Below are 21,458 nucleotides of genomic sequence, written 5' to 3' on the forward strand. Positions count from 1 at the left end.
CTGAATATACTCATTTGCCCAAAAACAGTCGAGCGCCCAGCACTTCCGGCAGGCCCGCCGCGTTCACGTCGGCCTGCACCTGAGCGATGTCGTAATCGACCCGGAACACCTGGAAGTTATTGCGGGCGCTGTCGAAAATGGCGTAGCTGGCCTGCGGATTGCCGTCGCGGGGCTGGCCCACCGAGCCGGGATTGAGAATCACTCTGGCGCTGGGCGGCACCATGTAACTGCCGCCCTGCACGAAAGCCTGGTGCTTGATCCACTCGCCCACCGGCGCGTTGAGGGTGGCGTAGACGGCGGGGTGGTGGGTGTGCCCGACAAATGCCAGCCGCCCGTGCCACCCGGAGAAGGCTTCTCTCGCTGCCGTCACCGAATCGGTGTAGTCGTCCAAGCTGGTGGGGCTGCCGTGGCGGTAGCGTGCGCCGATGACCGGATCGTCCATGCCGTCGCGCCAACTGCGAATCCAACCCAAGTCGCGCTCGGAGAGGCGTTCGAGCTGCCACGCCAGCGCCTGCGACACGATACTGACCCGCATGTTGAGGCCGTCGACCCGGTCGAGCAGCATCTGGTCATGGTTGCCCATCATGCACACGGCGTCGAGCTTCCGGAGCGCTTCCAGCACCTCGCGGGGGTGCGGGCCGTAGCCCAGCGCATCGCCCAGATGAACGACGTGGCTGAAATTGCGCCCTTGCGCGTCGTTTAACACGGCTTCAAGCGCGGTGTAGTTGGCGTGAATATCGGAAATCAACAGCAGCCGCACGCCTGCATCATAGCGGCTGGGCAGCGCAGAGATGTCCTGAGCCGCCGCTCTGTGCGCTTACCCGCTTCAGCCGCCCGCTATGCTGAGGCGTATGTCTGCTTTGGTTGTTTCGCCCAGCGAGGTTTGGAGTGATGTTTACGGGGCAGTTCACGCCCGTTTTGAAGGCCGCGCCGGTGGGCACGCTTGGCTCATTGCCGCCGCCCCCGAAACGGCGCGGGCCACCGCCGACGCTCTGAGCGCCCTGCTCGCGGCAGAGGGCCAGCTCATCAAAGGCCACCTCGAACTGCTCATTCATGACCACCTGACACCGCTGGAACGTACGCTGAGCGCCCAACCCTTCAGCGGCGTGGTGGTCATCGGCGCGGCTGTGGCGGCTGGCCCAGCGGTGCAGGTGGCTCAACAGATGCAAGAAGCCGAAAGCGGCCTGAGCTATCTGGAAGGTGGCCCGTTTCCAGCGTGGCAGGCGGCTCTCGTGCTCAGCGGCGCGGGCGAGTCAGGCGAGAATGCCGCCGCGAGTGCCTGCGCCGCGCAGGGCGTGGCAGTGGTGGTCTGCCCGGCGCAGCGGCTGGCTGAAGTTTTGCTGCTGTGGGCAGGCGGTCTGCCGCAGGGACTGGCCCAACTCGGCTGAAGGGAAGGCCGAGCGTTCCGCTTTTACGGTTGCTTGCTTCCGCAGCCTCTAGACTGCCCGGCGTGAGCGCCGCCCCCTTGCCGATGACCCCTTTGCCGATGATCCAGTTGCCGCCCGTCAAGCACCTGTATGTGCATGTGCCGTTTTGCCCCAGCATTTGCCCGTACTGCGATTTCCATGTGCTGACGCGCCGCAGCGGGCAAGTCGAAGCCTATCTGGCACAGCTTGAGCGCGAGGCGGCGTATCTGGCGGCGAGCTATCCTACCGATCTGGAGACGGTCTACCTCGGCGGCGGCACGCCCAGTTTTCTGCGCGACGACGAACTGACCCGCCTGACCCAGAGTATTCGCCGTCACTTGGGCTGGGGCCGTTTGGAAAATACCTTGGAAGTCAATCCCGGCACCGTTTCGGCCCCTAGGGCGCAGCACTGGCGCGAGTTGGGTTTTGACCGCGCTTCGGTGGGCGTGCAGAGCTTGGATGATCCAACCCTCAAATTTCTGGGCCGCCAGCATGACGCCGAGCAGGCCAGCAGCGCGGTGGAGTTGCTGGCAGCGGCGGGATTCCGGGTCAGCGGTGATCTGATCACGGCGGTGGCGGGGCAGCCCCTAGAGCGCGACATCGCTGGACTGCTGGCGCTGGGCGTGGGGCACGTCAGCGCGTACACCCTCACCATCGAACCCGGCACGCCGTTTGCCCGCCGGGGGGTCAAAGTCAATGAGGATGACGAGCAGATGGGATTTGAGCGCACCGCCGAGCTGTTGACCGATGCGGGGCTGGAGCGCTACGAGATCAGCAATTACGCCCGCCCCGGTGAGCAGTCGCGCCACAACAGCGCTTACTGGCAAAACCGTTTTTATCTGGGGCTGGGGCCGGGCGCGGCGGGCCACTACCCCACCCAGCAGGCCGGACTCAGGGCCGAGCGGCGCACCAATCCGCACCTCCACGACTGGCTGGCCCACGACTTCACGGCGGGGCCAGCCGCCGAATCAGAAGCGGTAGACGCCGAGGAACATGTCACCGACGCCCTGTTCATGGGCCTGCGAACCCGTGCTGGCGTGGACTTGGCCGCCCTGTCGCTCTACAGCGGCTTAGAGGTGACCCAGCGTTACGCAGGGCCGCTGGAGCGCAACCTCGAAGCGGGCCTGCTGACCTTGGACGGCGCGGTGCTGCGGGCCACGGTGCGGGGCTGGTGGCTGCTCAACAAAGTGCTGGGCGATTTTGTCAATGGGTAGCTAAGAGGGTGAGAGGGTCGCCCCGGCTCAGGAAGACACGCTCAGCGAGGCGTTGAGCCACTGCGAAAACTCCGGCGAGGAGCGGTCGACCGGCAGGGCCACGATTTCCGGCACCTCGTAAGGGTGGTGTTCTTTGATATAGCGCTCCAGCTCCGGGTAGCGCTCACCGTTGGTTTTGATGATCAGCAGGGTTTCGGGTTCCTCGGCCACTTCGTTGCCCCAACGGTAGACGGTTTGCAGACCCGGCACAATATTGACGCAGCCCGCCAAGCGGTGTTCGACCAAGCCCCGCGCCAATTCGGCTGCGCCCGCAGGCGGCACCGTGACCATCACGACTAAAGACATGGCACTGAGTTTAGAGCATCCAGCGGGCCTTTCGGTGAAGTGCCGCTCGGTGAAGCGGGGAAGGATGGAACGGAGTACGAAAAGCTTGACCCGAAAAGTTCAGCGCTACAGGCCAAGCTGTTCGCGCAGCCGCTGGGCGGTGTTGAAGCTGCCCCGGTCATACAGCACCAACCGCACCTCCAATTCAGGAACCTCGTCCAGGTAAGCCGCGATGGTTTTGAGAGCGACTTCGCACGCTGGCCCCAGCGGGTAGCCGTAAACGCCGGTGCTGATGGCCGGAAACGACACGCTGGCGCAGCTCGCCCGCGTGGCCAGTTGCAGTGAGGCGCGGTACGCTCCGGCCAGCAATTCCGCTTCACCGCTCTCGCCGCCGCGCCAGATGGGGCCGACGGCGTGAATGATGTGCTCCACGCCCTGACTGCTCAGCTCGAAGGCTGGCGTGATGACGGCGCTGCCGGTGGGCGTACCGCCGATGGCCCGAATGGGAGTGCAGCAGCCCCGGCCCCGCCGCCCGGTGAATCACCCCGTCCACGCCGCCGCCGCCCATGAGTTGCGCGTTGGCCGCCGTGACGAGGGCGCAGGTGCGCTGGGCGGCGATGTCGCCCTGAATGAGTTGAAGTGGCATGGCGGCAGGATAAAGCAGCGGCAGGGTCAGCAGGGTCAGCAGGGTCAGCAGGGTCAAAGGCGACCCCAAACGCCCGGACGCGCTAACGTGTCAGGCAAGTCTCGACAGCCCAATTGGAACAAGCTGAAGCGTCACCGGAGGAAGAAAATATGCGTGTACTGCGCGGGGTTGGCATCGTGGTGTTGGTTTTGTTTTTGCTGGTGGCGGGGGCGCTGATTTATTTCAACAGCGTCACCAACCCAGTTTTGTCGGGGGCACTCAAGTTGCCTGGCCTGAAGGGGCCAGTGACGGTGACCCGTGACCGCTGGGGCGTGCCGCACATCGTGGCCGAGCAGTCGGACGCCGACGCCATCGAAGCGCTGGGCTTTGTTCACGCCCAAGACCGCCTGTGGCAAATGGAATTTCAGCGCCGCGTGGCGCAGGGGCGGCTGAGTGAAGTGCTGGGCGAGGCCGCGCTGGATCAGGATAAATTTCTGCGAACCTGGGGCTTTTACCGCGCCGCCCAGAGCATCATTCCGGCCCTCTCGCCGCGCAGCCGGGAAATGATCAGCGCCTACACGCAGGGCGTCAACGCGGGCATCGCTCAGAACCGCTTGCCGCCGGAGTTCCGCATTCTGGGTTTTAAGCCCGAACCCTGGACCGATACCGACAGCGTGGCGTGGAGCAAGCTGCTGGCCTACGACCTCGGCGGCAACTGGGAAGATGAGTTGCTGGGCCAGCAGATCACGCAAAAACTCGGCCCTGATGCGCTCGGCTCGGTGCTGCCGCCGTACCCGAAAGGTGCGCCGACCATTCTCAGCGCGGAGGAACTGGAAACGGGAGCGCGGCGCGGTTCTGTCCCTCTGCTCGCGGCCCGCTTGCCCGCACCCACCGTCCGCGCCTTGCAAGCCCAACTCGCCGCCGCCCGCTCGCTGGGGTTCGTGAATGCGCCGGGCAAAGGCAGCAACGATTGGGTCATCGGCGGCAGCCGCACCGCCAGCGGCAAACCGATTCTGGCCGACGACCCACATCTGGCCCTGAGTGCGCCGATGTTGTGGTACTTGGCCGACATCAAGGGGCCGACCCTGCACAGCATCGGGGCCAGCTTGCCGGGACTGCCCGCCATTGTGATTGGCCGCAATGACCGCCTCGCCTGGGGCGTCACCAACGTCAATCCCGACGTGCAAGACCTTTACATCGAACCCGAGGGTGCCAAGCTGACCACCCGCACCGAAGTCATCAAAGTTAAAGGCAAGTCGGACGTGGAGTTCCCGGTGGCCGAGAGCGTTCACGGCCCAATCATTTCCGGCGTCAGCGGTGACGCGGCGGCGGTCGGCCCGCGTGTGGCCCTCAAGTGGACGGCTCTCGCGCCGGGCGACACCACCCTGGACGCCTTTTTGGGCCTGAACTACGCCCGCAACTGGACGGACTTCACCGAAGCCCTCAAGTTCTACGTGGCTCCCAGCCAGAACTTCGTGTATGCCGATGTGGACGGCAATACCGGGTACTACGCTCCCGGCAAGATTCCGATTCGGCAATCACCGAGCAGCAACTGGGACGGCAGTTTGCCCACGCTGGGCGACGGCCAGCACGAGTGGACGGGTTACATTCCCTTTGAAGCCTTGCCGCACACCTTCAACTCCGCCGACAATTTGGTGGTGACGGCCAACAACAAAGTTGTGCCGGACAGCTACCCTTACTTCCTCGCCAATGACCGCAACTGGGCCGAGCCTTACCGCGCCGAGCGCATCACCGAGTTGCTGAGCGCCAAAGACAAACTGACGGTGGCCGACGTGAAAGCGGTGCAAAACGACACTGTAAGTCTGGTCTGGCGTGACCTCAAACCGTACTTGCTGGCGGCCAAGCCGGACGGCGATCTGAGTCGCCAAGCCTTAGAGCGCCTGAGAGACTGGGACGGCAACGAGCGGGCCGACGCCGTGCCGCCGCTGATTTTTGAGGCGTGGCTGATGCAACTGCAAAAACTTAGCCAAGACGAACTCGGCACCGCAGCTACTCCAAACACCACGCCCGTCAACAGCCTGGCGGTGCTGAACGCCCTCAAATCGGGCAGCAAGTTGTGCGCGGTGAATGGACAGGGTGACTGCAACGCTTGGCTGACCTCCACCCTCAAGGCCGCCGTGACCGATCTCAGCGCCCGCCTCGGCTCCGATCCTGACGGCTGGGTGTACGGCAAGTTGCATCAGATGACCAACAACCATCAGGCCTTTGGCGGTGTCAAAGCGATTGGTTGGCTGTTCAACCGCGCTGCGCCCTCGTCCGGCGGCACCAATACGGTGGACGTGGGCCGCCCCAACCCCGGCACTTACCGGCAGACCCACGCGCCGAGTTACCGCCAGATTATCGACCTGTCTGACCTCAACAAAAGCGTGTTCGTCGGCACGCTGGGGCAGGGCGGCAACCCGGTTGGCCCGCACTACGCCGATCAATTGCGGCTGTGGCAGCGCGGCGATTACATTCCCATGAGCAGCGATCCTGCCGACTGGGGCCGCACGCGGGTGCTGAAGCTCTCGGGCGAATAAGCGCCTTTGCCGCGCCCAAAGAACTGACCAGCTGGGCAATTCTTCCGACTGCTTTTTCGCCGCGCTTGTTTATACTCCTCTGCATGACTGCTCAAAATGCCGCCGAACCCCGTTACGCCGAACTCGTGCAGGAAGCGGCGACCTGCCTTAAGGCCCACGCTGGCCCCATCGTGATTCTGGCCCACATCGACCCCGACGGAGACGCGCTGGGCAGTTGTTTGGGCCTCCAGCGGGCGCTCAGGTCGCTCGGCAAGGACGCCCAGACCTACATGCAGGTGCCGCGCTACCTGACCTTTTTGCCCCAGGAAGGTGAAGTGCTGCCTCAGCTTGAAACGTGGCCGGAAAACGCTCTGGCCGCCGTGCTGGACGTGGACAACACCGACACGGCGCGGGTGGCTGGAGCCGACATCACCGCCTTTGAGGGGCCAGTCGTCAACATCGACCATCACGGCACTAACCGCCGCGAGGCCACGGTCAGCGTGGTTGATCCCTCGCAGGCGGCGGCGGCCATGATGGTCAAAGACGTGGTGGACGCGCTCGGTGCGGCTTGGAGTGCCGACATCGCCACGCCGCTGCTGCTCGGCACCAGCACCGACACCGGCTCGTTTAGGTTCTCCAACACCACCCCGCAGGTGCTGCGAACCGCCGCCGATTTGGTGGAGCGCGGCGCGGCCCTCCCGTGGATCAATGATCAGATGGCCCGCAATCCGCCGCGTTACTATTCTCTGCTGCGCGAAGTGCTCGATCAGATGGCCTTTTCACCAGACGGTCTGGTCGTCTCCTCGCACGTCGACGAAGCCGCATTGAAGCGCACCGGCTCAGCCTGGGAAGACGTGGAGTCGTATGTCAACACCATCCGCAACGCCGACGGCACCGAGCTGGCGGTGATGTACAAAGATTACGGTGAGCGGGTCAAGGTGTCGCTGCGCTCTAGGGGCCTGGTCAGCGCTCAGAATATCGCGGTGGTGCTGGGCGGCGGCGGTCACGTCGCTGCTGCGGGGGCTTCGGTGGCCGCTCCCTACGCCGAAACGGTGGCCCGCTTTGAAGCGGCGGCGGACGCCGAGTTGCGGCGGGTGGGCCTGCGCTGAGAGCGAAAATACCCAAGCGGGTCTGGCTGGCGGCGGGCGCTTTGGTGGGTCTGGCGTGGCTGGTGACCGAAACCCACTGGCTGCGGGTGGTGCGCCTGCGCGTGGAGTTGCCGCTCTCTTCGGGCCGCGCCGTGCGGGTGGTGCAGCTCAGCGACCCACATGGCCGCGCCCGTTTTCTGAATGGGAGCATCGCCACCACAGTCAATGCCCTGAAACCGGATGTGGTGTGCATCACCGGCGATCTGGTCAGCCATCAAAGCGACTTGCCGCGTGTGCTGGCCGAGTTGCGGCGGATCGAGTGCGCCCATATTTACTTTGTGCCGGGCAACTGGGAGCGGGAGACGCTTTCAGGCTTTCGCAAACGCCTGCTGAGCCAAGCGGAGAGTGCCGCCGTACTCGCCGCCGTTTCCGGTGTGGCGCGGGTGCTGCTCAATGCGGGCGAGAGCATTACGGTTGGCGGTCTGCGCCTGCGAATCTACGGCTACGACAACAGTGCCTGCGGCCTTGAGCGTCCCGAAGGCTTTCCCGGCAAGGCGGATGTGCGGCTGCTGCTGGCCCACTCTCCCCAGATCATAGAAAGCGTGCGGCGCGGCGGGGTGCCCTTCGATCTGCTATTGACCGGACACACCCACGGCGGACAGATTCGGCTGTTCGGCCTGACGGTGGCGCAGGGGCGGCGCTGGCACACCGGAGCGCGGCGCGAACCCAGTAATGGTTTGTTTTATGTTTCACGCGGGCTGGGCACCACCCGGCTTCCGCTGCGGCTGGGCAGCCCACCGGAGGTATTGTGCGCGGACTTGATGGGCTGCCAACCTCATTTACATCGGCCACCCTATTTTCTAAACTTAGAATAGGCTTATCATGAAACTGAAAACTTTCTTAATATGGGTTTTGTTTGTTCTTAGTCTGGTAAGTTTTCTTTTTTCAGCACTCTTTGCCGCAATGGCCTGCTTATCTGCTGGACAAGGTTCAGGTAAAATACCTGAAGCCCAATGTAATGAAACCTCGAACGTAGTTGCTGGCTCGGTAGTTGTCTTTCTGGTATGCGCTGTCAGCTTGTGGAATATCTATATAACAAGGTCTCTGCGTCACAGATCAGACTCTAAAGACGACCAAAACGTCTAAACCCTCAATCCCACTCCCACTTGCGCCAGTCGGCTGGCTTGGCAACCCCACCCTTCCCCTTTTTGGCCTTTGGATCAGGCGCGTAAGGATCGGGGAACCACTCGTAAGCCCCGGCCAGCGCCGCCTCCAGCCGTTTGAGGAGGGCCGCCCGCAAATCTTTTTCCTCACCTTCGCTGAGCGGCTTGGGCTTAGCCGGCTTGCTTTTGCTGACTTTTCGTTTGGGCGCGGCTTCCGGTTGAGGGTCGGGCGGCTGGTGGGCAAAGCCGCGTTTGATCTCGGTGAGCAGTTGCTCCAAGCCCTCCAGGTACGGAGCGCGGGCTTTTTTGACGGCTCCCTTGCGCAGCGCTTCCGGCACGATCACGGGGGTGTAGCGCTCGGCGGCGGCGTCCAGCAGAGCGGCGCGTTTGGCTTGGCGGGCGGCTTTGGCGACCTCGGCGCGTTCGCGGGCCTGCATGGCGCGGTGCTGGGCCAGTAAAAAAGTTTCCTCGCGCTCGGCTTCCTCCACCCGCGTTTCCAGGTACAGCTTGACCGGCGGCAAGCGTCGGCGGCCCATCTTGAGGCCGTTGGGACGGGTCTGGTCGTGCTGAACCAAAAATTCGGCGATCAGGCGCGGCGTCCAGCCCCGGTCTTTGAGGTCTTGGGTGGCCAGAAAGCCGCTTGGGTTGAGCGCCGAGCCCTTGTTCGTGGCTGCTGGCGCATGTGCCGTGCCCTGAGCCGAAAAGTGTGCCACCGCTCCAGCTTAAACCTGCTCGTCGCCGCCGAACTTAAGCGATTCTTCCCATTCACGCCGCAGCAGATCGAGCCGCACGCTGGCGTAACGCTTGCCCTGCCACAGCCGCGCCTCGCGCACGCGGGCGCACTCGGCGTAGCCGACCCGCGTTGCAGCGCGAACCATCCGGGCGTTGCCGCTCCAGGTGCTGAGGGTCAGCACGTGCGCCCCGGTTTCCTGAAAAGTCAGGGCCGTCCAGTCGCGCAGCGCCCGCGTGCCAAAACCGCCGCCCCAGTGCTGGGGATCGTAAATGAGGATGCCCAGCTCCCACCAGCCGCCGCTGCTGGGCGCTTCGGGTGTGCGCGTCACCAAGCCCACCGCTTGCTCACCTACAAAAATCAGGCGTTCGTGGTGGCTTTGGTCGGCTTCTCCGTCTTCCGCTTCTTCTCTGTGCGCGTCCGGCGCTGGCAGCAAATACGGCGCGTCCCACTGCCGCCACTCGGCTGCCGGGTCGGTCAGCCACAGCGAAAGCAGCAGCGCTTCGCGGGCGGTTTGGGGGCGCAGGGTCAGGGGCAGGGGTGTTGAGGGTAGGCGGGCCATTGCTGCTAGCTTGCCACAGCCTGCTACCCTGAGCGGTATGACCGCGCGGCAGCATGTGATGTGGCAAAGCCTGGATGAGCAAAAGCTGGGCTTGGAACACCTGCTGACCGGCCAGGGCTGGGCCAGCGGAACAGTGATCGGCAAAGCGCCAGAAGGCCCGTTTACCCTGCGTTACCGCCTTGAGGTCGACGGCAAAGGCTCCTTGGTGGCCGCCGTGCTGAGGCTCTCGGGTCAGGCCTCGCTGACCCTGACCCGCAGCGCCTCGGGGAGGTGGCAGGGCAACGGCGGCGAGGAACTGAGCGATTTGAGCGGCTGCACCGACCTCGACCTCAACGTCACGCCCTACACCAACACGCTGGCGCTGCGCCGCCTCGATTTGCATCCCGGCGAAGCGGGAGAAATTCTGGCCGTGGTGGTCGAGGTGCCCAGTCTGACCCGCCGCGTGACCCGTCAGCGTTACACCCGCCTCGGCCCGCACACCTACCACTACGAAAACCTCGGCGCAGGCTTTAGCACCGAACTGAAGGTAGACGACGATCTGCTGGTGCGCGAGTATCCGGGCCTGTTCGTACAAATCTGAAAACAGGGCTGTCGGGTATATGTATTAAGTGGTGGCAAAAAGAAAAAGCAGAGCCTTCGCCCTGCCTCCTTTGCCCCGCTTAAGTTTAGAATCCGCCGCCCAAGGCTTGGCCGTTGACCGTGCCTGCGCCGCTCTCGAAAGCCATGTCGCTGACCAAAAGGGTGCCTTCGCGCTTAAGCATTCCGGCCTGAATCATGCCGTCGAGGTTTTGAACCGCTTCGGGGGCGAGGTTGGTCAGCAGTTCGCGCAGGGCCGCTTCAGGGGCTTTGAACTGGGCCTGCAACTTGGCGAGGCCCAGCGCGGCCAGCGGGGAAGCGCTCAGCATTTCCACGTTCTCGCTGCTGAGTTCGGCGGCTCCGGGCAATTCGGCCTTGCCCGTCAGTACAATCTCGCCGCTGGGCTGCGTCAAGCTGACGCGGTCGACCGACAGTACCGGCTGGGCTTTGAGCAGCGCCACCGCGTCGTCCAGCATCGCCTTTTGCTGGGCGTCGCTGACATCGGGGGTTTGGTTGGGGTTGGCCTGACTTTGCTTGCCGAGTTCGCTGAAGGTCTTGGCAAGGCGCGAGAGCGGCTCGCGGCTGAGGTGATTCATGCTCAGGTGAAGCTGGACATTCTTGTAGTTTTGCGCGGGGCTGCCCGGCATTTCGAGAGCCAGTTGCCCGATGTCGTAAAGCAGGGCCGCATTGTAAAAGCCGCCGTCCAGCGTACTTTTGCCGCCTGCTTTGAGGTCGCTGAGCGTGAAGTTGCCTTTGGCCTCGCCTGACGTGCTGCTGTAGGTCAGGCTTTTGAGGGTCATGGTCTGGTCGCCCACGCCCAGCAGATCGTCGGCGTTTTGCTTGCGGGTGGTGCCGCTGCCGCTCAGCCCGCTGAAGGTGAGGTTGCCTTCCGGCGAAGTGACTTTGAATTCGGGCCAGTCTATCCGGCTACTGGCGCTCAGGCCGTTGCTCACGTCGCCGGTCAGCGGCTGCCAAGTGATCGCCGCGCCCTGATCGCTGAATTGGCCCTTGGGCACCTCGAAATGGGTATTGGTGCTGCCGTCGAGACCCACCACCGTGCGAATGACGGGCTGCTGGCCGCCGAGGGCTTCCTCTACTTTTTTCTGCAAAGCGGCATCAGCAAACTTCACTTCGGTGTCGATCAGGGCGTTGCCCACCGTTTTAAAGCCCGGCAGCGGCCCATGCTGAATGCGGTTGGTGATGATGATTGGCACGCTGCCCGCCTCACCTTCTTTGCCCAGCATCACGTTGAGCACCTGGGTGCTGGACAGGAAGCCGCGCTGATAGGTGCTGCTGGTCACGCGGGCGTAGCCGCTGGCGTTGACCTGCGCTTTGAGGGTGCTGGCCAGGTCTTCTTGGGTCTGCACGGTTTGGCTTCCGGTGTAGGCGGTGGCTCCGGCGAGTGCGCCCAGCACCACCAGCAGGCCAATCCCGAGGGCGGGCAAACCGGAGCGGCGGGGGCTGTTTTTGAGACGAGTCATACATTTAATGTAGCGCTTAGCCAAAGCCGGATGATAGGTACTTTAGGATGACAAAATGGGAGTAAGCAACTTGGCTGAGCGAGGTGCAAGTCCAGTCGTTCAAGAACAGAAGGCGCTAAGCTGGCTGAAATGCCGCCTGAAATCAGTGCCGAGTTGGTCAGCTGTCTGATCGCCGGTCAGTTCCCGCAGTGGGCCAGTTTGCCGGTGAAGCCAGTAGAGGTGAGCGGCTGGGACAACCGAACTTTCCGGCTGGGCGAGCGGATGAGTGTCAGACTGCCCAGCGCCGAGGGGTACGCGCCGCAGGTCACCAAAGAGCAGCGCTGGCTGCCGTTCCTTGCGCCACTCTTGCCGCTGCCGATTCCGACGCCGCTGGGATTGGGCGCTCCTGCTGAAGGCTATCCTTGGCCCTAGTCGGTCTACGGCTGGCTGGAAGGGGAGAGCGCGGTGAGTGCGCCCATCTCCGATTTGGCGCGTGTGGCCCGTCAACTGGCCCATTTTTTGAATGTCCTGCAAAGCCTTGATGCCGGGAGCGGGCCAAGATTCGGGCCGCACAGCTTTTACCGGGGCGGCCCACTGACGAACTACGACGCTGAGACCCGTCACGCCATCGGTATTTTGGGCGCTGAAATAGACGCTGCCGCCGCCCTCGCGGTGTGGGAAACGGCGCTGGCTGCCACGTGGCACGGCCCGCCGGTCTGGTTTCACGGCGACGTGAGCGCTGGTAATGTGCTGATCAACGGAGGCCAGCTCAGCGCCGTGATCGATTTCGGCTGCGCGGGCGTGGGTGATCCGGCCTGCGACACGGTGATCGCGTGGACGCTGTTTGAGGGCGAAAGTCGCCAAGCCTTCGTGAACGCCCTCGCGGCAGATGCGGCGACTTGGGCGCGGGGGCGCGGCTGGGCGCTGTGGAAGGCGCTGATTGTGCTGGAAGAGCACCGCGCCTCAGACGCGGTGAAGGCGGCTGAGGCGCGGCGGGTGCTGGGCGAGGTGCTGAGAGGGGAAGTGGTGAGTGGGAGCGGGTGAATGCCGTGAGGCTGTAAAAGTGGTGGTGCTTAGAGCATTCGTCACAAAAGAAGCTCTTTTGTGACCGACCAGAGGGAGTGGAATGCTCTAGGCTTCTGCCGTTCCCAAATACGCGCTCGTCACCGCCGGATCGTCGGCGAGTTGCTGGGCGGGGCCGCTGAGCTTCACGTCTCCCGTTTCCAGAACATACCCGTGATCGCTGCACGCCAAAGCTGCCCGCGCATTTTGCTCGACCAGCAGCACGGTGACGCCGCCCTCACGCAGCGACTCCACGATCTTGAAGATTTCCCGCACAATGATCGGCGCGAGGCCCAAAGACGGCTCGTCCAGCATCAAGAGTTTGGGTGAGGTCATCAGCGCCCGGCCAATTGCCAGCATCTGCTGCTCGCCGCCCGATAAGGTTCCGGCCAGTTGCTTGCGGCGCTCCAAGAGTCGCGGAAAGCGGACGTACACGCCGTCTAAGTCGGCCTTGACGTGGCTGCGGTTGCGGCGGGAAAACGAGCCGAGCAGCAGGTTGTCGGCCACCGTCATCGAGCCGAACAGTTCGCGCTTCTCCGGCACCATCACCAGCCCCCGGCTGACCCGCTCCTCCACGCTGACGCCCCGCAAGGACTCACCCTGATACGCCGCCTCGCCGCGTGAGGGCAGCACCCCGGCCAGCGCCGAGAGCAGGGTGGTTTTGCCCGCACCGTTGGGGCCGATGACGCTGACGATCTGGCCCGCGTCCACGTCCAACGAAACGCCGTGAAGGGCTTCCACCCGGCCATAATTGACGTGCAAATCTTGAACAGAAAGGAGGCTCACGCCGCGCCGCCCAAGTAAGCCTCACGCACGGCGGGGTGCTGCTGAATTTCTCTGGGTGTGCCCTCGGCTAGCTTCTCGCCGTAATTCATGACCACCAAGCGGTCAACCACGTTCATCACCAAATCCATGTCATGCTCCACGATCAAAATGGTGACGCCCTCGCCCTGCAACTTGCGCAGCAGCGCCGAGAGTTCGCGCTTTTCGCCCACCCGCAGGCCCGCCGCCGGTTCGTCGAGCAGCAGCAACGTCGGGTCGGCCACCAGCGCCCGAGCGATTTCGAGGATGCGCTGCTGGCCCAGCGGCAAATTGCCCGCCAGTTCAAACACGTTGCCGAGACCCACCCGCCCGAGTTGCTCTGCGGCGGCGTGTTGCAGGGCCGCTTCCTCACTGCGCTCCAAGTGCAAGAGGCTGCGGGTCATTCCGGCGTGGGCGCGGGTGTAGCCGCCCATCATGGCGTTGCCCAGCAGCGTCATTTCTGGAAACAGCCGGACGTGCTGAAAGGTGCGGGCCATGCCCAGGCGGGCGATCTGGCGCGAGGCGAAGCGCGAGATGTCTTTGCCGCGCAGGGTGACTTTGCCGGACGTCGGCGCCAGTACCCCAGAAATCACGTTGAAGAGGGTGGATTTGCCTGCGCCGTTGGGGCCGATCAGGCCCAGAATCTCGCCGCTGTGCAGGCTAAACGACACCTCGTTGACCGCTTTGAGGCCGCCGAAATGCTTGGAGACGCCTTCCAGTTTGAGCAATTCCTCACCGGAAGCGGGTTTGACATGCAGGGGCAGGCGCTCGGTTCGCGGCATCAGGGTTTGAGAAGGCTTGGGAAGCACCCGTTCCAGCAGCGGCCACAGCCCTTCGCGGGCCACCTGAAGCATCAGGATCACCAGAATGCCGAAGACGGGGGTCACGAAGTCGCCGGATTGCCCCAGCAGCTTGGGCAGAAGGTTTTGCAACTGGTCGCGCAGCAAAGTAATCAGGCCCGCGCCCAGAATTGCTCCGCCCACCGAGCCGGAACCGCCTACCACCGCCATAAACAGGAATTCGATGCCCTGCGAGAGTCCGAACGGTGTGGGGTTGATAAAGCCCTGCCCGTGCGCGTAGAGCCAGCCGGCCACCGCCGCCAGCACCGCCGAGAGCAGGAAGGTCTGCACCCGCAGAGCGTAGGTGTTGACCCCGAAGCTCTCGGCCACCGTGACGCCGCCGCGTAGAGCACGCATGGCCCGCCCGGTGCGGCTTTGCAGCAGGTTCTGCGTGACCCAGGCACACAGTGCCAGCACCGCCCAGACCAGCCAGTAAAAGCGGTTGGGGGTGTTGAGGTCGAGGCCGAACAGCGAGATCGGCGGCACCCCGGTCAGGCCGGTAAAGCCGCCCGCGAACGGCGCGTTGCCGAAGGTGTAGTAGAGGCTCAGCCCCCAGGCAATCGTCGCCAGCGGCAGAAAGTGGCCCTGCATCCGCAGCGTGATGGCCCCTAGAATCAGCGCCACCACCCCTGTGACGACCACCGCCGCGAACAACGTCAGCCAGGGCGAGAGGCCGAAGCGCAGGCACAGCACGGCGCTGGTGTAGGCTCCGACGCCCATGAAGGCCGCCTGCCCGAAGCTGGTGCTGCCTGCCACGCCGGTCAGCAGCACCAGACCCAGCGCCACCAGCGCGTAGATGCCGACGTTGCCGAGCAAGGTCAGGTAAAAAGTGGGCAGCAAGAAGGGCAGCACGGCGATGACGGCGAAGAAGGCCAGCGCCAGCCAGGTTCTCGCGCCCAGCTGCTTGCCGCTGTTTACGCTTGCCGCGCTCATTCTTCTTCCTCGGCGTGGCGGGTGGTGAGTGATCGCCACAGCAGCACCGGCAAAATCAGCCCAAACACAATAACTTCCTTCCAAGCACTGAAGCTGAATGAGGCAAAGCTCTCGAGTAGGCCCACCAGCAGTGCGCCGAGCGCCGCCACCGGATACGACACCAAGCCGCCGACGATGGCCCCCACGAAGCCCTTGAGGCCGATCAAAAAGCCGCTGTCGTAACTCAGTGGGGTCGAAGGGCCGATCAGCAGGCCGCTGAGCGCTCCGATAGTGGCGGCCAGCGTGAAGCTGACGTAGCCGGCCCGCACCGGACTGATACCGCTGAGCCTCGCGCCCAGCCGGTTGACGGCGGTGGCTCTGAGCGCCTTGCCCGCCAGCGTCCGGTCAAAAAAGAAATACAGGGCCAGCATCAACGCGGCGCTGACCAGAATGGTAACCAAGCTCTGGGCGCTGAGCTGCACCTGCCCCAGCGTGACTTGCCCCTCGGCAAAGGCGGGCGTGCGCGAGCCTTCGGCTCCGAAGAAGGCCAGTCCCAGCCCGCTGAGCACCAAGTGCAGGCTGACGGCAGCGATCAGCAGAACGAGTGTGCTGGCTTCCCGCAGCGGCATGAAGGCCAGCCGGTAGGACAGCGGCCCCAGCGGCACGACCAGCAGCAGGGTCAGCAGCACTTGCAGCGGCAGCGCCAGCTTGAGGGGAGCCAACCAGGTCAGCAGCGCCCACAGCCCCACGCCGATGGCAACCGCACAGAGCAGCACCAGGCCGGCCCGCCTCGCTTGGCCCTGCCGAACTTGCGAAATGCCCTCCACCACCGCGCTGATGGCCAGGAGTGCCAGCACCAGCCACAGCGTGCCGGGAACTTTGCCGAGTTGCAAGCTGGCCAGCGTCAGCGCTCCGAACGAAACGAACTCGCCCTGAGCCACGAAGATGACCCGCGTGACGGCGAACACCAGCACCAGTGCGAGGCTGAGCAGGGCGTAGACCGCGCCGTTGGTCAGGCCGTCGGCAGCGAGAACGGGGAAGATGGCGGGGTCAAAGATCTGGGCTAAGTCCAAGGGGGGTGGCCTCCGGTGTAGGGGTAAGGGAAGAAGGGCAAGTTCGCTGGCGCTCACCACCCCCTAAAGAAAGGGGGCAAAAGCCAAAAGAAAAAGAGGGGGAAGGTGGGCGAAGTGGTTGCCCTTCCTTCCCCCTCCAAAATTCAAAAAAGACGGCCCGTAAGCCGCCCCTTTTTTGACATCCGGTTATTTCAGCAGTTTCCAAGTGCCGTCTTGCACGACGACCATGACGCGGGAGCGGGCATCAAGGCCGAGGTGATCGGTGGCCGACATGTTGAAGATGCCGTGCGCTCCGATGACGTTGCGGGTGCCTTCGATGGCCGCTCTGAGCGCCTCGCGGAACTCGGGCGTGCCGGGTTTGGCGGCTTTGAGCGCTTTGGGGACGGCTTTTTGCAAAATCAGGCCGGCGTCATACATGTGCCCGCCGAAGGTGCTGACCGAGTCCTTGCCGTAGAGTTTTTCGTACTGGTTGACGTAGCTCAGGCCGACTTTCTTGTTGGGGTTGGTGTCGGGGAGTTGGTCGGCCACCAAAATCGGGCCGGCGGGCAAGATCGCGCCCTCCACGTCTTTGCCGCCCACGCGCAGGAAGTCGGGGTTGGCGACGCCGTGCGTTTGGTAGATTTTGCCGGTAAAGCCCCGGTCGCGCAGCGCTTTTTGCGGCAGCACGCCCGGCACGCCCGAAGCGCCGATCAGTACAGCGTCGGGTTTGGCTGCCGATACCTTGAGCGCCTGCGCCGTCACGCTGGTGTCGGTGCGGTTGTAGCGCTCGGAGGCGACAATTTTGATGCCCTTGGCAGCGGCGTTTTTCTGAAGCTCGGCAAACCAGCCTTCGCCGTAAGCGTCGTTGAAGCCGATATAGCCCACCGTCTTGATTCCGTTTTTGGCCATGTGATCCACGATGGCGGCGGCCATGATCGCGTCGGTCTGCGGCGTTTTAAAGACCCAACTGCGCTTGTCGTCCACCGGCTTGATGATGCCCTCGGAGGCCGCGAGGCTGATCATCGGGACTTTGGCCTGCGCCACCACGTCGATCATGGCGAGGCTGGCGGGGGTGGTGGTCGTGCCGATAATCAAATCGACTTTGTTGTCCTGAATCAGCTTGCGGACGTCGGTGACGGCGGTGGTGGTGTCGGAGGCGTCGTCGAGGATGATGTAAGTGACGTCTTGCCCGGCGATTTTCTTGGGCAGCAGGGCCACCGTGTTCTTTTCGGGAATGCCCAAGCTGGCGGCGGGGCCGGTGGCGCTGACAATCACGCCGATGCGGATTTCGGCGCTGGCACTGGTCAAAAGAAGGGCGGTCAGGGAAAACAGTAGGGTGCGTTTCATGAATCTCCTTGCGGGTAAGCGCGGCCAAGGTGAGTGTGCCCGCCGCTGAACTGTGGATGAAGGAAGTATAACCTAACGGGTGTTAGTTTGGGCTGCCCTTACCGCAAAATCAGCTCTCCGTCCTTAACGCCCACCGTCACCGCGCCGCCGCCCTTCAAGCGCCCGAACAGCAGCTCGTCGGCCAGCGGGCGCTTGAGCTTGTCCTCAATCACGCGGGCCAGCGGACGAGCGCCCATCGCCGGGTCGTAGCCGAGCTTGGCGATCAGGGCGCGGGCGGCGGGCGTGACGCTCAGGGTGACGCTGCGCTCCGCAAGTTGGGCGTCCAGCTCGGCCAAAAACTTGTCCACCACCTGTGTCATCACCGTTTCCGAGAGCGCGGCAAAGGGAATCACCGCGTCGAGGCGGTTGCGGAACTCCGGCGCAAACGACCGCTTGACTGCTTCCATCAGCTCACCCTCGCGGCCCGTACGCCCGAACCCCAACGCGGGCCGCGAGGCGTCGGCGGCTCCGGCGTTGGTGGTAAACAGCACCATCAAGCCGCGCCCGTCGATCTTCTTGCCCGCGTGGTCGGTCAGGGTGCCGTGATCGAGCAGTTGCAAGAACAGGTTATAAACGTCGGGGTGGGCCTTCTCAATTTCATCGAGCAGCAACACGGCGTGCGGCTGCTTGGCAATCGCGTCGGTGAGCAGGCCGCCCTGATCAAAGCCCACATAACCGGGAGGCGCACCGATGAGGCGGGCCACCGTATGCGCTTCCTGATACTCGCTCATATCGAACCGCAACAGTTCCACGCCCAGCCGCTCAGCGAGGGCGCGGGCCAGCTCGGTTTTGCCCACCCCGGTCGGCCCCGCGAACAAAAAGGCTCCTTGCGGCTTGCGGGCGTCGCGCAGCCCAGCGCGGGCCAGCTTGACGGCGCTGGAAATGGCTTTCACGGCGGCGTCTTGCCCGTAGACGCGGGCAGCCAGATCGGCCTCCAGCGTTGCCAGCGACTGCACTTCCTCGGCCTTGACCTGACCCACTGGCACGCGGGCGATGCGGGCCACCGTCGCCTCGATGTCGGCCTCACTGATCTCGCCGCCCTCGCCGCGCACCGAACGGGCTGCTCCCGCCTCGTCGATCACGTCGATGGCTTTGTCGGGCAAAAAGCGGTCGCGGATGTAGCGGGCCGAGAGCTTGACGGCGGCGTCCAGCGCGGCGTCGCTGTAGGTCACTTTGTGGTGCTCGGCGTAGCGGCTTTGCAGCCCCCGCAAAATCGCCAGCGCATCTTCCTCGCTCGGCTCTGGCACGTCCACCACGCCAAAACGCCTCCACAAGGCCCGGTCTTTTTCGAGGTGGCGCAACTCCTGCGGCGTGGTCGCGCCCAATACCCTTAGGCTCCCACGCGCCAGCGCAGGCTTGAGCAAGTTGGCGGCGTCCATGCTGCCGCTCTCGGTGGCCCCGGCTCCGACCAGCGTGTGAAGCTCGTCGATAAACAGCACGGTGTTCTGGCCTTCCAGCGCCTTCAGCACGGCCTTGAGGCGCTGCTCGAAGTCGCCCCGGTAGCGGGTTCCGGCGATCAGTGCGCCCATGTCCAGCGCGTAGATGCGGGCTCCTTTGAGGAAGCCTGGAGCCTTGCCGCTGACCACATGCTGCGCCAAACCCTCGGCCAGCGCGGTTTTGCCCACGCCGGGTTCGCCCACCAACACCGGATTGTTTTTGCTGCGGCGGGCCAAAATGTGCAGCATTCTCGTCAGCTCGTTCTCGCGGCCAATCACCGGGTCGAGTTCTCCGTCCTCGGCTTGCTGGGTCAGGTCAGCGGTGTAAGCGGCCAGCGGGTCTTGAACTGTCTCAGCTTCGGGGGCCGTTCCGTCTATGCCCGCGATTTCCTTCTCCCCGTTGCCGCCGTGACTCACATACTCCAGCAGCGCCAGTCGGGTCACGCCCTGAGCTTCCAGCGCGGCGCGGGCGAAGCTGTCGGGCTGCTCCATCAGCTCCACCAAGACCAAGTCGCCGGTCACGTCCTGATTGCCTTTGCCGCTGGCGTGGCGCTGCAAGATGGCGTCTTGCACCACTTCCTGCACCGTGAACGTCAGCTCGGGGGCTTCGTCAACGGTCTCAAAGGTCGCCAGCACTTCATTCAAATCGGCTTTGAGGCGCTCCAAGTCGGTGCCGCTGGCGCTCAGCGCGTTTTTGGCGTCGGGGTCATCGGTCAGGGCATACAGCAGGTGCTCAAGCGTGACGTATTCGTGGCTGCGCTCGGCAGCGAGGTCAGCGGCGCGTTGGAGGGTGTTGCGGAAGGGTTGGGCAAGCATGGGGTGTCCTCGGGGGCGCTGTGAATAAAGTTGGGAGAGAAGAAAAGTGAAGCTGCTTTACGCGCTCGGCTCCGGCTCGGCCACCACCCGCAGCGGATAGCCTTCACTGCGGGCGTGCTCTATGACCTGCGCGACTTTGGTTTCGGCCACCTCGCGGGTATACACCCCGGCCACGCCCTGCCCCTTGCGGTGAACGGCCAGCATGATCATCTCGGCGTCGCTGTCCGACTTGCGGAAGTAGCGGCCCAGCACCATCACCACGAATTCCATCGGCGTGTAATCGTCATTGAGCAGCAGCACCCGGTACAGGCGCGGGCGGGTAATTTGGGTGCGCTCTAAGGTTTGGGTATTGGACTGGTCGTTGAAACGGGGATCGGCGGGCGTGCGGCGGGTCATTGCCTGCATGCTACCCCCCTGCGCGGTTGGGCAATGGCATCAGCACAACGTATCGGGCCAGCAAACTGACCGGGCCATCTGACTGGGCTATCTGACCGGGCCGTGAGAAGTTATCCCCCCTCCCTTGACCCGCTGCGTCAGGCTCGCGTCAGTGCCCCGCGTCACACTGCGTGCATGAAAAAGACCCTGATCTCCGCCGTCACCCTCGGCCTTTCGCTTGGTCTCCTGAGCGCTCCCGCCCACGCCGCGCCCAAGATCAGTGCCCAGAGCATCATCGTCAACCCGCTTCCAGCTTCGCTCTCGGTGCAGGTCTGGACAGACCGCGACACCTCTGGCTCGAAAGTGCCCAACTACAAGGTCAACGACAAGATTCGCATCTACACCCGTGTCAGCAGCGACGCATACGTCTACCTCTTCAACGTTGACCCCAACGGCAAAGTGGACATGATTTTGCCCAACCGCTTTGCCAGCGGCGCGAACTTTGTCAAGGCCAACACCGTCAAGGCGTTCCCGGCCGCCGGTGATCAGTTCACCTTCGACATCGCCGCGCCCTACGGCCTCAACAAAGTCTTGGCGCTGGCCAGCTTGACCCCGCTCAACACCTCCTCGATTGCCAGCTTCAGTGACAGCCAGAGCAACTTTGCCGTCAGCAACGTGCAGGGCCAGCAGCAACTCGCCCAGGCCCTGAGCATCGTGGTCAACCCGGTTCAGAACCCGATTCCCCAGAACAGCTGGATCAGTGACGTGGCGTACTACAACGTGGCCTACGGCTCCACCGGAAGCGCGGCTCCGGTCTACAACTCGCCCGTCGTGACGCTGCCGGCTTGGAACACCCAGCCCGTCTGGCGCACCCAGTTCGAGAGCCAGCAGACCACCGCCCAGATCTACATCCAGTACGCCAACGAACTGCAAAGCAAGGGCTACCGCTTGGTCAACCGTGACGAGCGCGGCAACACCGTCAACGCCCGCTTTCAGGGAGACGACAGCGCCCAGCTGATCATCAGCGTGCGCGGCGGCAAGTTCGACGTGCAGATTATTCGCCGCTGAACCGAGTGCAAAGGTAAAGGTGGCCTCCCACAAGTTGGGGAGGC

General features: G+C 63.9%; 21 protein-coding genes and 1 pseudogene. 9 read left to right on the plus strand and 13 right to left on the minus strand.

The window, feature by feature from the left end:
* Nucleotides 1-10: 10 nt before the first annotated feature.
* Nucleotides 11-760 (minus strand): metallophosphoesterase family protein, encoded by a 750-nt coding sequence (locus EHF33_RS10300; RefSeq protein WP_124870936.1) that lies wholly within the window; start codon nucleotides 758-760, stop codon nucleotides 11-13.
* 91 nt (nucleotides 761-851) lie between these two features.
* Here EHF33_RS10300 and EHF33_RS10305 point away from each other — a divergent pair, with 91 nt between their 5' ends.
* On the plus strand, nucleotides 852-1,388 hold the full coding sequence (locus EHF33_RS10305; protein WP_164473453.1) for a hypothetical protein: 537 nt from the start codon (nucleotides 852-854) through the stop codon (nucleotides 1,386-1,388).
* Nucleotides 1,389-1,471: 83 nt separating this feature from the next.
* Nucleotides 1,472-2,620, plus strand: a complete 1,149-nt coding sequence (hemW, locus tag EHF33_RS10310) for a radical SAM family heme chaperone HemW (protein WP_124873076.1) — start codon at nucleotides 1,472-1,474, stop codon at nucleotides 2,618-2,620.
* Nucleotides 2,621-2,647: 27 nt separating this feature from the next.
* On the opposite strand, the gene cutA is transcribed toward hemW, so the two are convergent.
* From cutA to EHF33_RS21875, 3 genes are all read right to left on the minus strand, one after another.
* A complete protein-coding gene (gene cutA / locus EHF33_RS10315) occupies nucleotides 2,648-2,965 on the minus strand; it encodes a divalent-cation tolerance protein CutA (protein WP_124870939.1) in 318 nt (105 codons plus the stop codon).
* 105 nt (nucleotides 2,966-3,070) lie between these two features.
* Nucleotides 3,071-3,439: a macro domain-containing protein gene (locus tag EHF33_RS10320; protein ID WP_420889959.1), complete on the minus strand. Its 369-nt coding sequence runs from the start codon at nucleotides 3,437-3,439 to the stop codon at nucleotides 3,071-3,073.
* Complete coding sequence (locus EHF33_RS21875; RefSeq protein ID WP_420889940.1) at nucleotides 3,321-3,590, minus strand: macro domain-containing protein; 270 nt, start codon at nucleotides 3,588-3,590, stop codon at nucleotides 3,321-3,323. Before EHF33_RS21875 ends, EHF33_RS10320 begins: the two co-directional genes overlap by 119 nt.
* Nucleotides 3,591-3,739: 149 nt before the next feature.
* Between EHF33_RS21875 and EHF33_RS10325 the strand changes: the two genes are divergently transcribed.
* The 4 genes from EHF33_RS10325 (at nucleotide 3,740) to EHF33_RS10340 (ending at nucleotide 8,322) form a co-directional block, all read left to right on the plus strand.
* Complete coding sequence (locus tag EHF33_RS10325) at nucleotides 3,740-6,109, plus strand: penicillin acylase family protein (protein ID WP_124870942.1); 2,370 nt, start codon at nucleotides 3,740-3,742, stop codon at nucleotides 6,107-6,109.
* An 83-nt stretch (nucleotides 6,110-6,192) separates the two neighbouring features.
* A complete protein-coding gene (locus EHF33_RS10330; protein ID WP_124870945.1) occupies nucleotides 6,193-7,197 on the plus strand; it encodes a DHH family phosphoesterase in 1,005 nt (334 codons plus the stop codon).
* A gap of 62 nt (nucleotides 7,198-7,259) precedes the next feature.
* Nucleotides 7,260-8,051, plus strand: a complete 792-nt coding sequence (locus EHF33_RS10335; protein ID WP_164473454.1) for a metallophosphoesterase — start codon at nucleotides 7,260-7,262, stop codon at nucleotides 8,049-8,051.
* Between the two features lie 7 nt (nucleotides 8,052-8,058).
* Entirely contained in the window at nucleotides 8,059-8,322 is a 264-nt protein-coding gene (locus EHF33_RS10340; RefSeq protein ID WP_124870953.1) for a hypothetical protein, read from the plus strand.
* 4 nt (nucleotides 8,323-8,326) lie between these two features.
* Here EHF33_RS10340 and EHF33_RS10345 read toward each other — a convergent pair whose 3' ends face one another.
* Both EHF33_RS10345 and EHF33_RS10350 read right to left on the minus strand, forming a co-directional pair.
* Nucleotides 8,327-8,971, minus strand: a complete 645-nt coding sequence (locus EHF33_RS10345; RefSeq protein WP_124873078.1) for a hypothetical protein — start codon at nucleotides 8,969-8,971, stop codon at nucleotides 8,327-8,329.
* 90 nt (nucleotides 8,972-9,061) lie between these two features.
* Complete coding sequence (locus tag EHF33_RS10350; RefSeq protein ID WP_124870956.1) at nucleotides 9,062-9,631, minus strand: GNAT family N-acetyltransferase; 570 nt, start codon at nucleotides 9,629-9,631, stop codon at nucleotides 9,062-9,064.
* 37 nt (nucleotides 9,632-9,668) lie between these two features.
* Between EHF33_RS10350 and EHF33_RS10355 the strand changes: the two genes are divergently transcribed.
* Nucleotides 9,669-10,211 carry a putative glycolipid-binding domain-containing protein gene (locus EHF33_RS10355; protein ID WP_124870960.1) on the plus strand — a complete coding sequence of 181 codons (543 nt, stop codon included), beginning with the start codon at nucleotides 9,669-9,671 and terminating at the stop codon, nucleotides 10,209-10,211.
* An 85-nt stretch (nucleotides 10,212-10,296) separates the two neighbouring features.
* Here the strand turns inward: EHF33_RS10355 and EHF33_RS10360 are convergent, their stop codons facing one another.
* Complete coding sequence (locus tag EHF33_RS10360; protein WP_124870963.1) at nucleotides 10,297-11,688, minus strand: YdgA family protein; 1,392 nt, start codon at nucleotides 11,686-11,688, stop codon at nucleotides 10,297-10,299.
* Between the two features lie 129 nt (nucleotides 11,689-11,817).
* On the opposite strand from EHF33_RS10360, the pseudogene EHF33_RS21325 reads away from it, so the two are divergent.
* Nucleotides 11,818-12,711 (plus strand): annotated as a pseudogene (locus EHF33_RS21325) (aminoglycoside phosphotransferase family protein).
* Nucleotides 12,712-12,798: 87 nt separating this feature from the next.
* On the opposite strand, the gene EHF33_RS10370 reads toward EHF33_RS21325, so the two are convergent.
* From EHF33_RS10370 to clpS, 6 genes are all read right to left on the minus strand, one after another.
* On the minus strand, nucleotides 12,799-13,515 hold the full coding sequence (locus tag EHF33_RS10370; RefSeq protein ID WP_124870966.1) for an ABC transporter ATP-binding protein: 717 nt from the start codon (nucleotides 13,513-13,515) through the stop codon (nucleotides 12,799-12,801).
* Nucleotides 13,512-15,302 carry a branched-chain amino acid ABC transporter ATP-binding protein/permease gene (locus EHF33_RS10375; RefSeq protein ID WP_124870970.1) on the minus strand — a complete coding sequence of 597 codons (1,791 nt, stop codon included), beginning with the start codon at nucleotides 15,300-15,302 and terminating at the stop codon, nucleotides 13,512-13,514. The genes EHF33_RS10370 and EHF33_RS10375 overlap by 4 nt, the downstream gene beginning before the upstream one ends.
* Nucleotides 15,299-16,354, minus strand: coding sequence for a branched-chain amino acid ABC transporter permease (locus tag EHF33_RS10380; RefSeq protein ID WP_241191135.1), 1,056 nt, complete (start codon nucleotides 16,352-16,354; stop codon nucleotides 15,299-15,301). The genes EHF33_RS10375 and EHF33_RS10380 overlap by 4 nt, the downstream gene beginning before the upstream one ends.
* A 186-nt stretch (nucleotides 16,355-16,540) precedes the next feature.
* A complete protein-coding gene (locus tag EHF33_RS10385; RefSeq protein WP_124870973.1) occupies nucleotides 16,541-17,680 on the minus strand; it encodes an ABC transporter substrate-binding protein in 1,140 nt (379 codons plus the stop codon).
* A 98-nt stretch (nucleotides 17,681-17,778) separates the two neighbouring features.
* Complete coding sequence (locus EHF33_RS10390; protein WP_124870976.1) at nucleotides 17,779-19,971, minus strand: AAA family ATPase; 2,193 nt, start codon at nucleotides 19,969-19,971, stop codon at nucleotides 17,779-17,781.
* A gap of 57 nt (nucleotides 19,972-20,028) precedes the next feature.
* Nucleotides 20,029-20,367, minus strand: a complete 339-nt coding sequence (clpS, locus tag EHF33_RS10395) for an ATP-dependent Clp protease adapter ClpS (protein ID WP_164473455.1) — start codon at nucleotides 20,365-20,367, stop codon at nucleotides 20,029-20,031.
* A 174-nt stretch (nucleotides 20,368-20,541) separates the two neighbouring features.
* On the opposite strand from clpS, the gene EHF33_RS10400 reads away from it, so the two are divergent.
* Entirely contained in the window at nucleotides 20,542-21,414 is an 873-nt protein-coding gene (locus EHF33_RS10400; RefSeq protein WP_124870982.1) for a DUF4384 domain-containing protein, read from the plus strand.
* The last annotated feature ends 44 nt before the right edge of the window (nucleotides 21,415-21,458 follow it).

The organism is Deinococcus psychrotolerans (assembly GCF_003860465.1).
GTDB classification, from domain to species: Bacteria; Deinococcota; Deinococci; order Deinococcales; family Deinococcaceae; genus Deinococcus; species Deinococcus psychrotolerans.

Bases quoted from the DNA above. Each gene is read 5' to 3' on its own strand.
- EHF33_RS10355 (WP_124870960.1), top strand. From the start codon at position 9,669: ATGACCGCGCGGCAGCATGTGATGTGGCAAAGCCTGGATGAGCAAAAG.
- EHF33_RS10390 (WP_124870976.1), bottom strand. From the start codon at position 19,971: ATGCTTGCCCAACCCTTCCGCAACACCCTCCAACGCGCCGCTGACCTC.
- EHF33_RS10360 (WP_124870963.1), bottom strand. From the start codon at position 11,688: ATGACTCGTCTCAAAAACAGCCCCCGCCGCTCCGGTTTGCCCGCCCTC.
- EHF33_RS10375 (WP_124870970.1), bottom strand. From the start codon at position 15,302: ATGAGCGCGGCAAGCGTAAACAGCGGCAAGCAGCTGGGCGCGAGAACC.
- EHF33_RS21875 (WP_420889940.1), bottom strand. From the start codon at position 3,590: ATGCCACTTCAACTCATTCAGGGCGACATCGCCGCCCAGCGCACCTGC.
- EHF33_RS10350 (WP_124870956.1), bottom strand. From the start codon at position 9,631: ATGGCCCGCCTACCCTCAACACCCCTGCCCCTGACCCTGCGCCCCCAA.
- EHF33_RS10305 (WP_164473453.1), top strand. From the start codon at position 852: ATGTCTGCTTTGGTTGTTTCGCCCAGCGAGGTTTGGAGTGATGTTTAC.
- EHF33_RS10325 (WP_124870942.1), top strand. From the start codon at position 3,740: ATGCGTGTACTGCGCGGGGTTGGCATCGTGGTGTTGGTTTTGTTTTTG.
- EHF33_RS10340 (WP_124870953.1), top strand. From the start codon at position 8,059: ATGAAACTGAAAACTTTCTTAATATGGGTTTTGTTTGTTCTTAGTCTG.
- EHF33_RS10330 (WP_124870945.1), top strand. From the start codon at position 6,193: ATGACTGCTCAAAATGCCGCCGAACCCCGTTACGCCGAACTCGTGCAG.
- EHF33_RS10400 (WP_124870982.1), top strand. From the start codon at position 20,542: ATGAAAAAGACCCTGATCTCCGCCGTCACCCTCGGCCTTTCGCTTGGT.
- hemW (WP_124873076.1), top strand. From the start codon at position 1,472: ATGACCCCTTTGCCGATGATCCAGTTGCCGCCCGTCAAGCACCTGTAT.
- clpS (WP_164473455.1), bottom strand. From the start codon at position 20,367: ATGACCCGCCGCACGCCCGCCGATCCCCGTTTCAACGACCAGTCCAAT.
- EHF33_RS10385 (WP_124870973.1), bottom strand. From the start codon at position 17,680: ATGAAACGCACCCTACTGTTTTCCCTGACCGCCCTTCTTTTGACCAGT.
- cutA (WP_124870939.1), bottom strand. From the start codon at position 2,965: ATGTCTTTAGTCGTGATGGTCACGGTGCCGCCTGCGGGCGCAGCCGAA.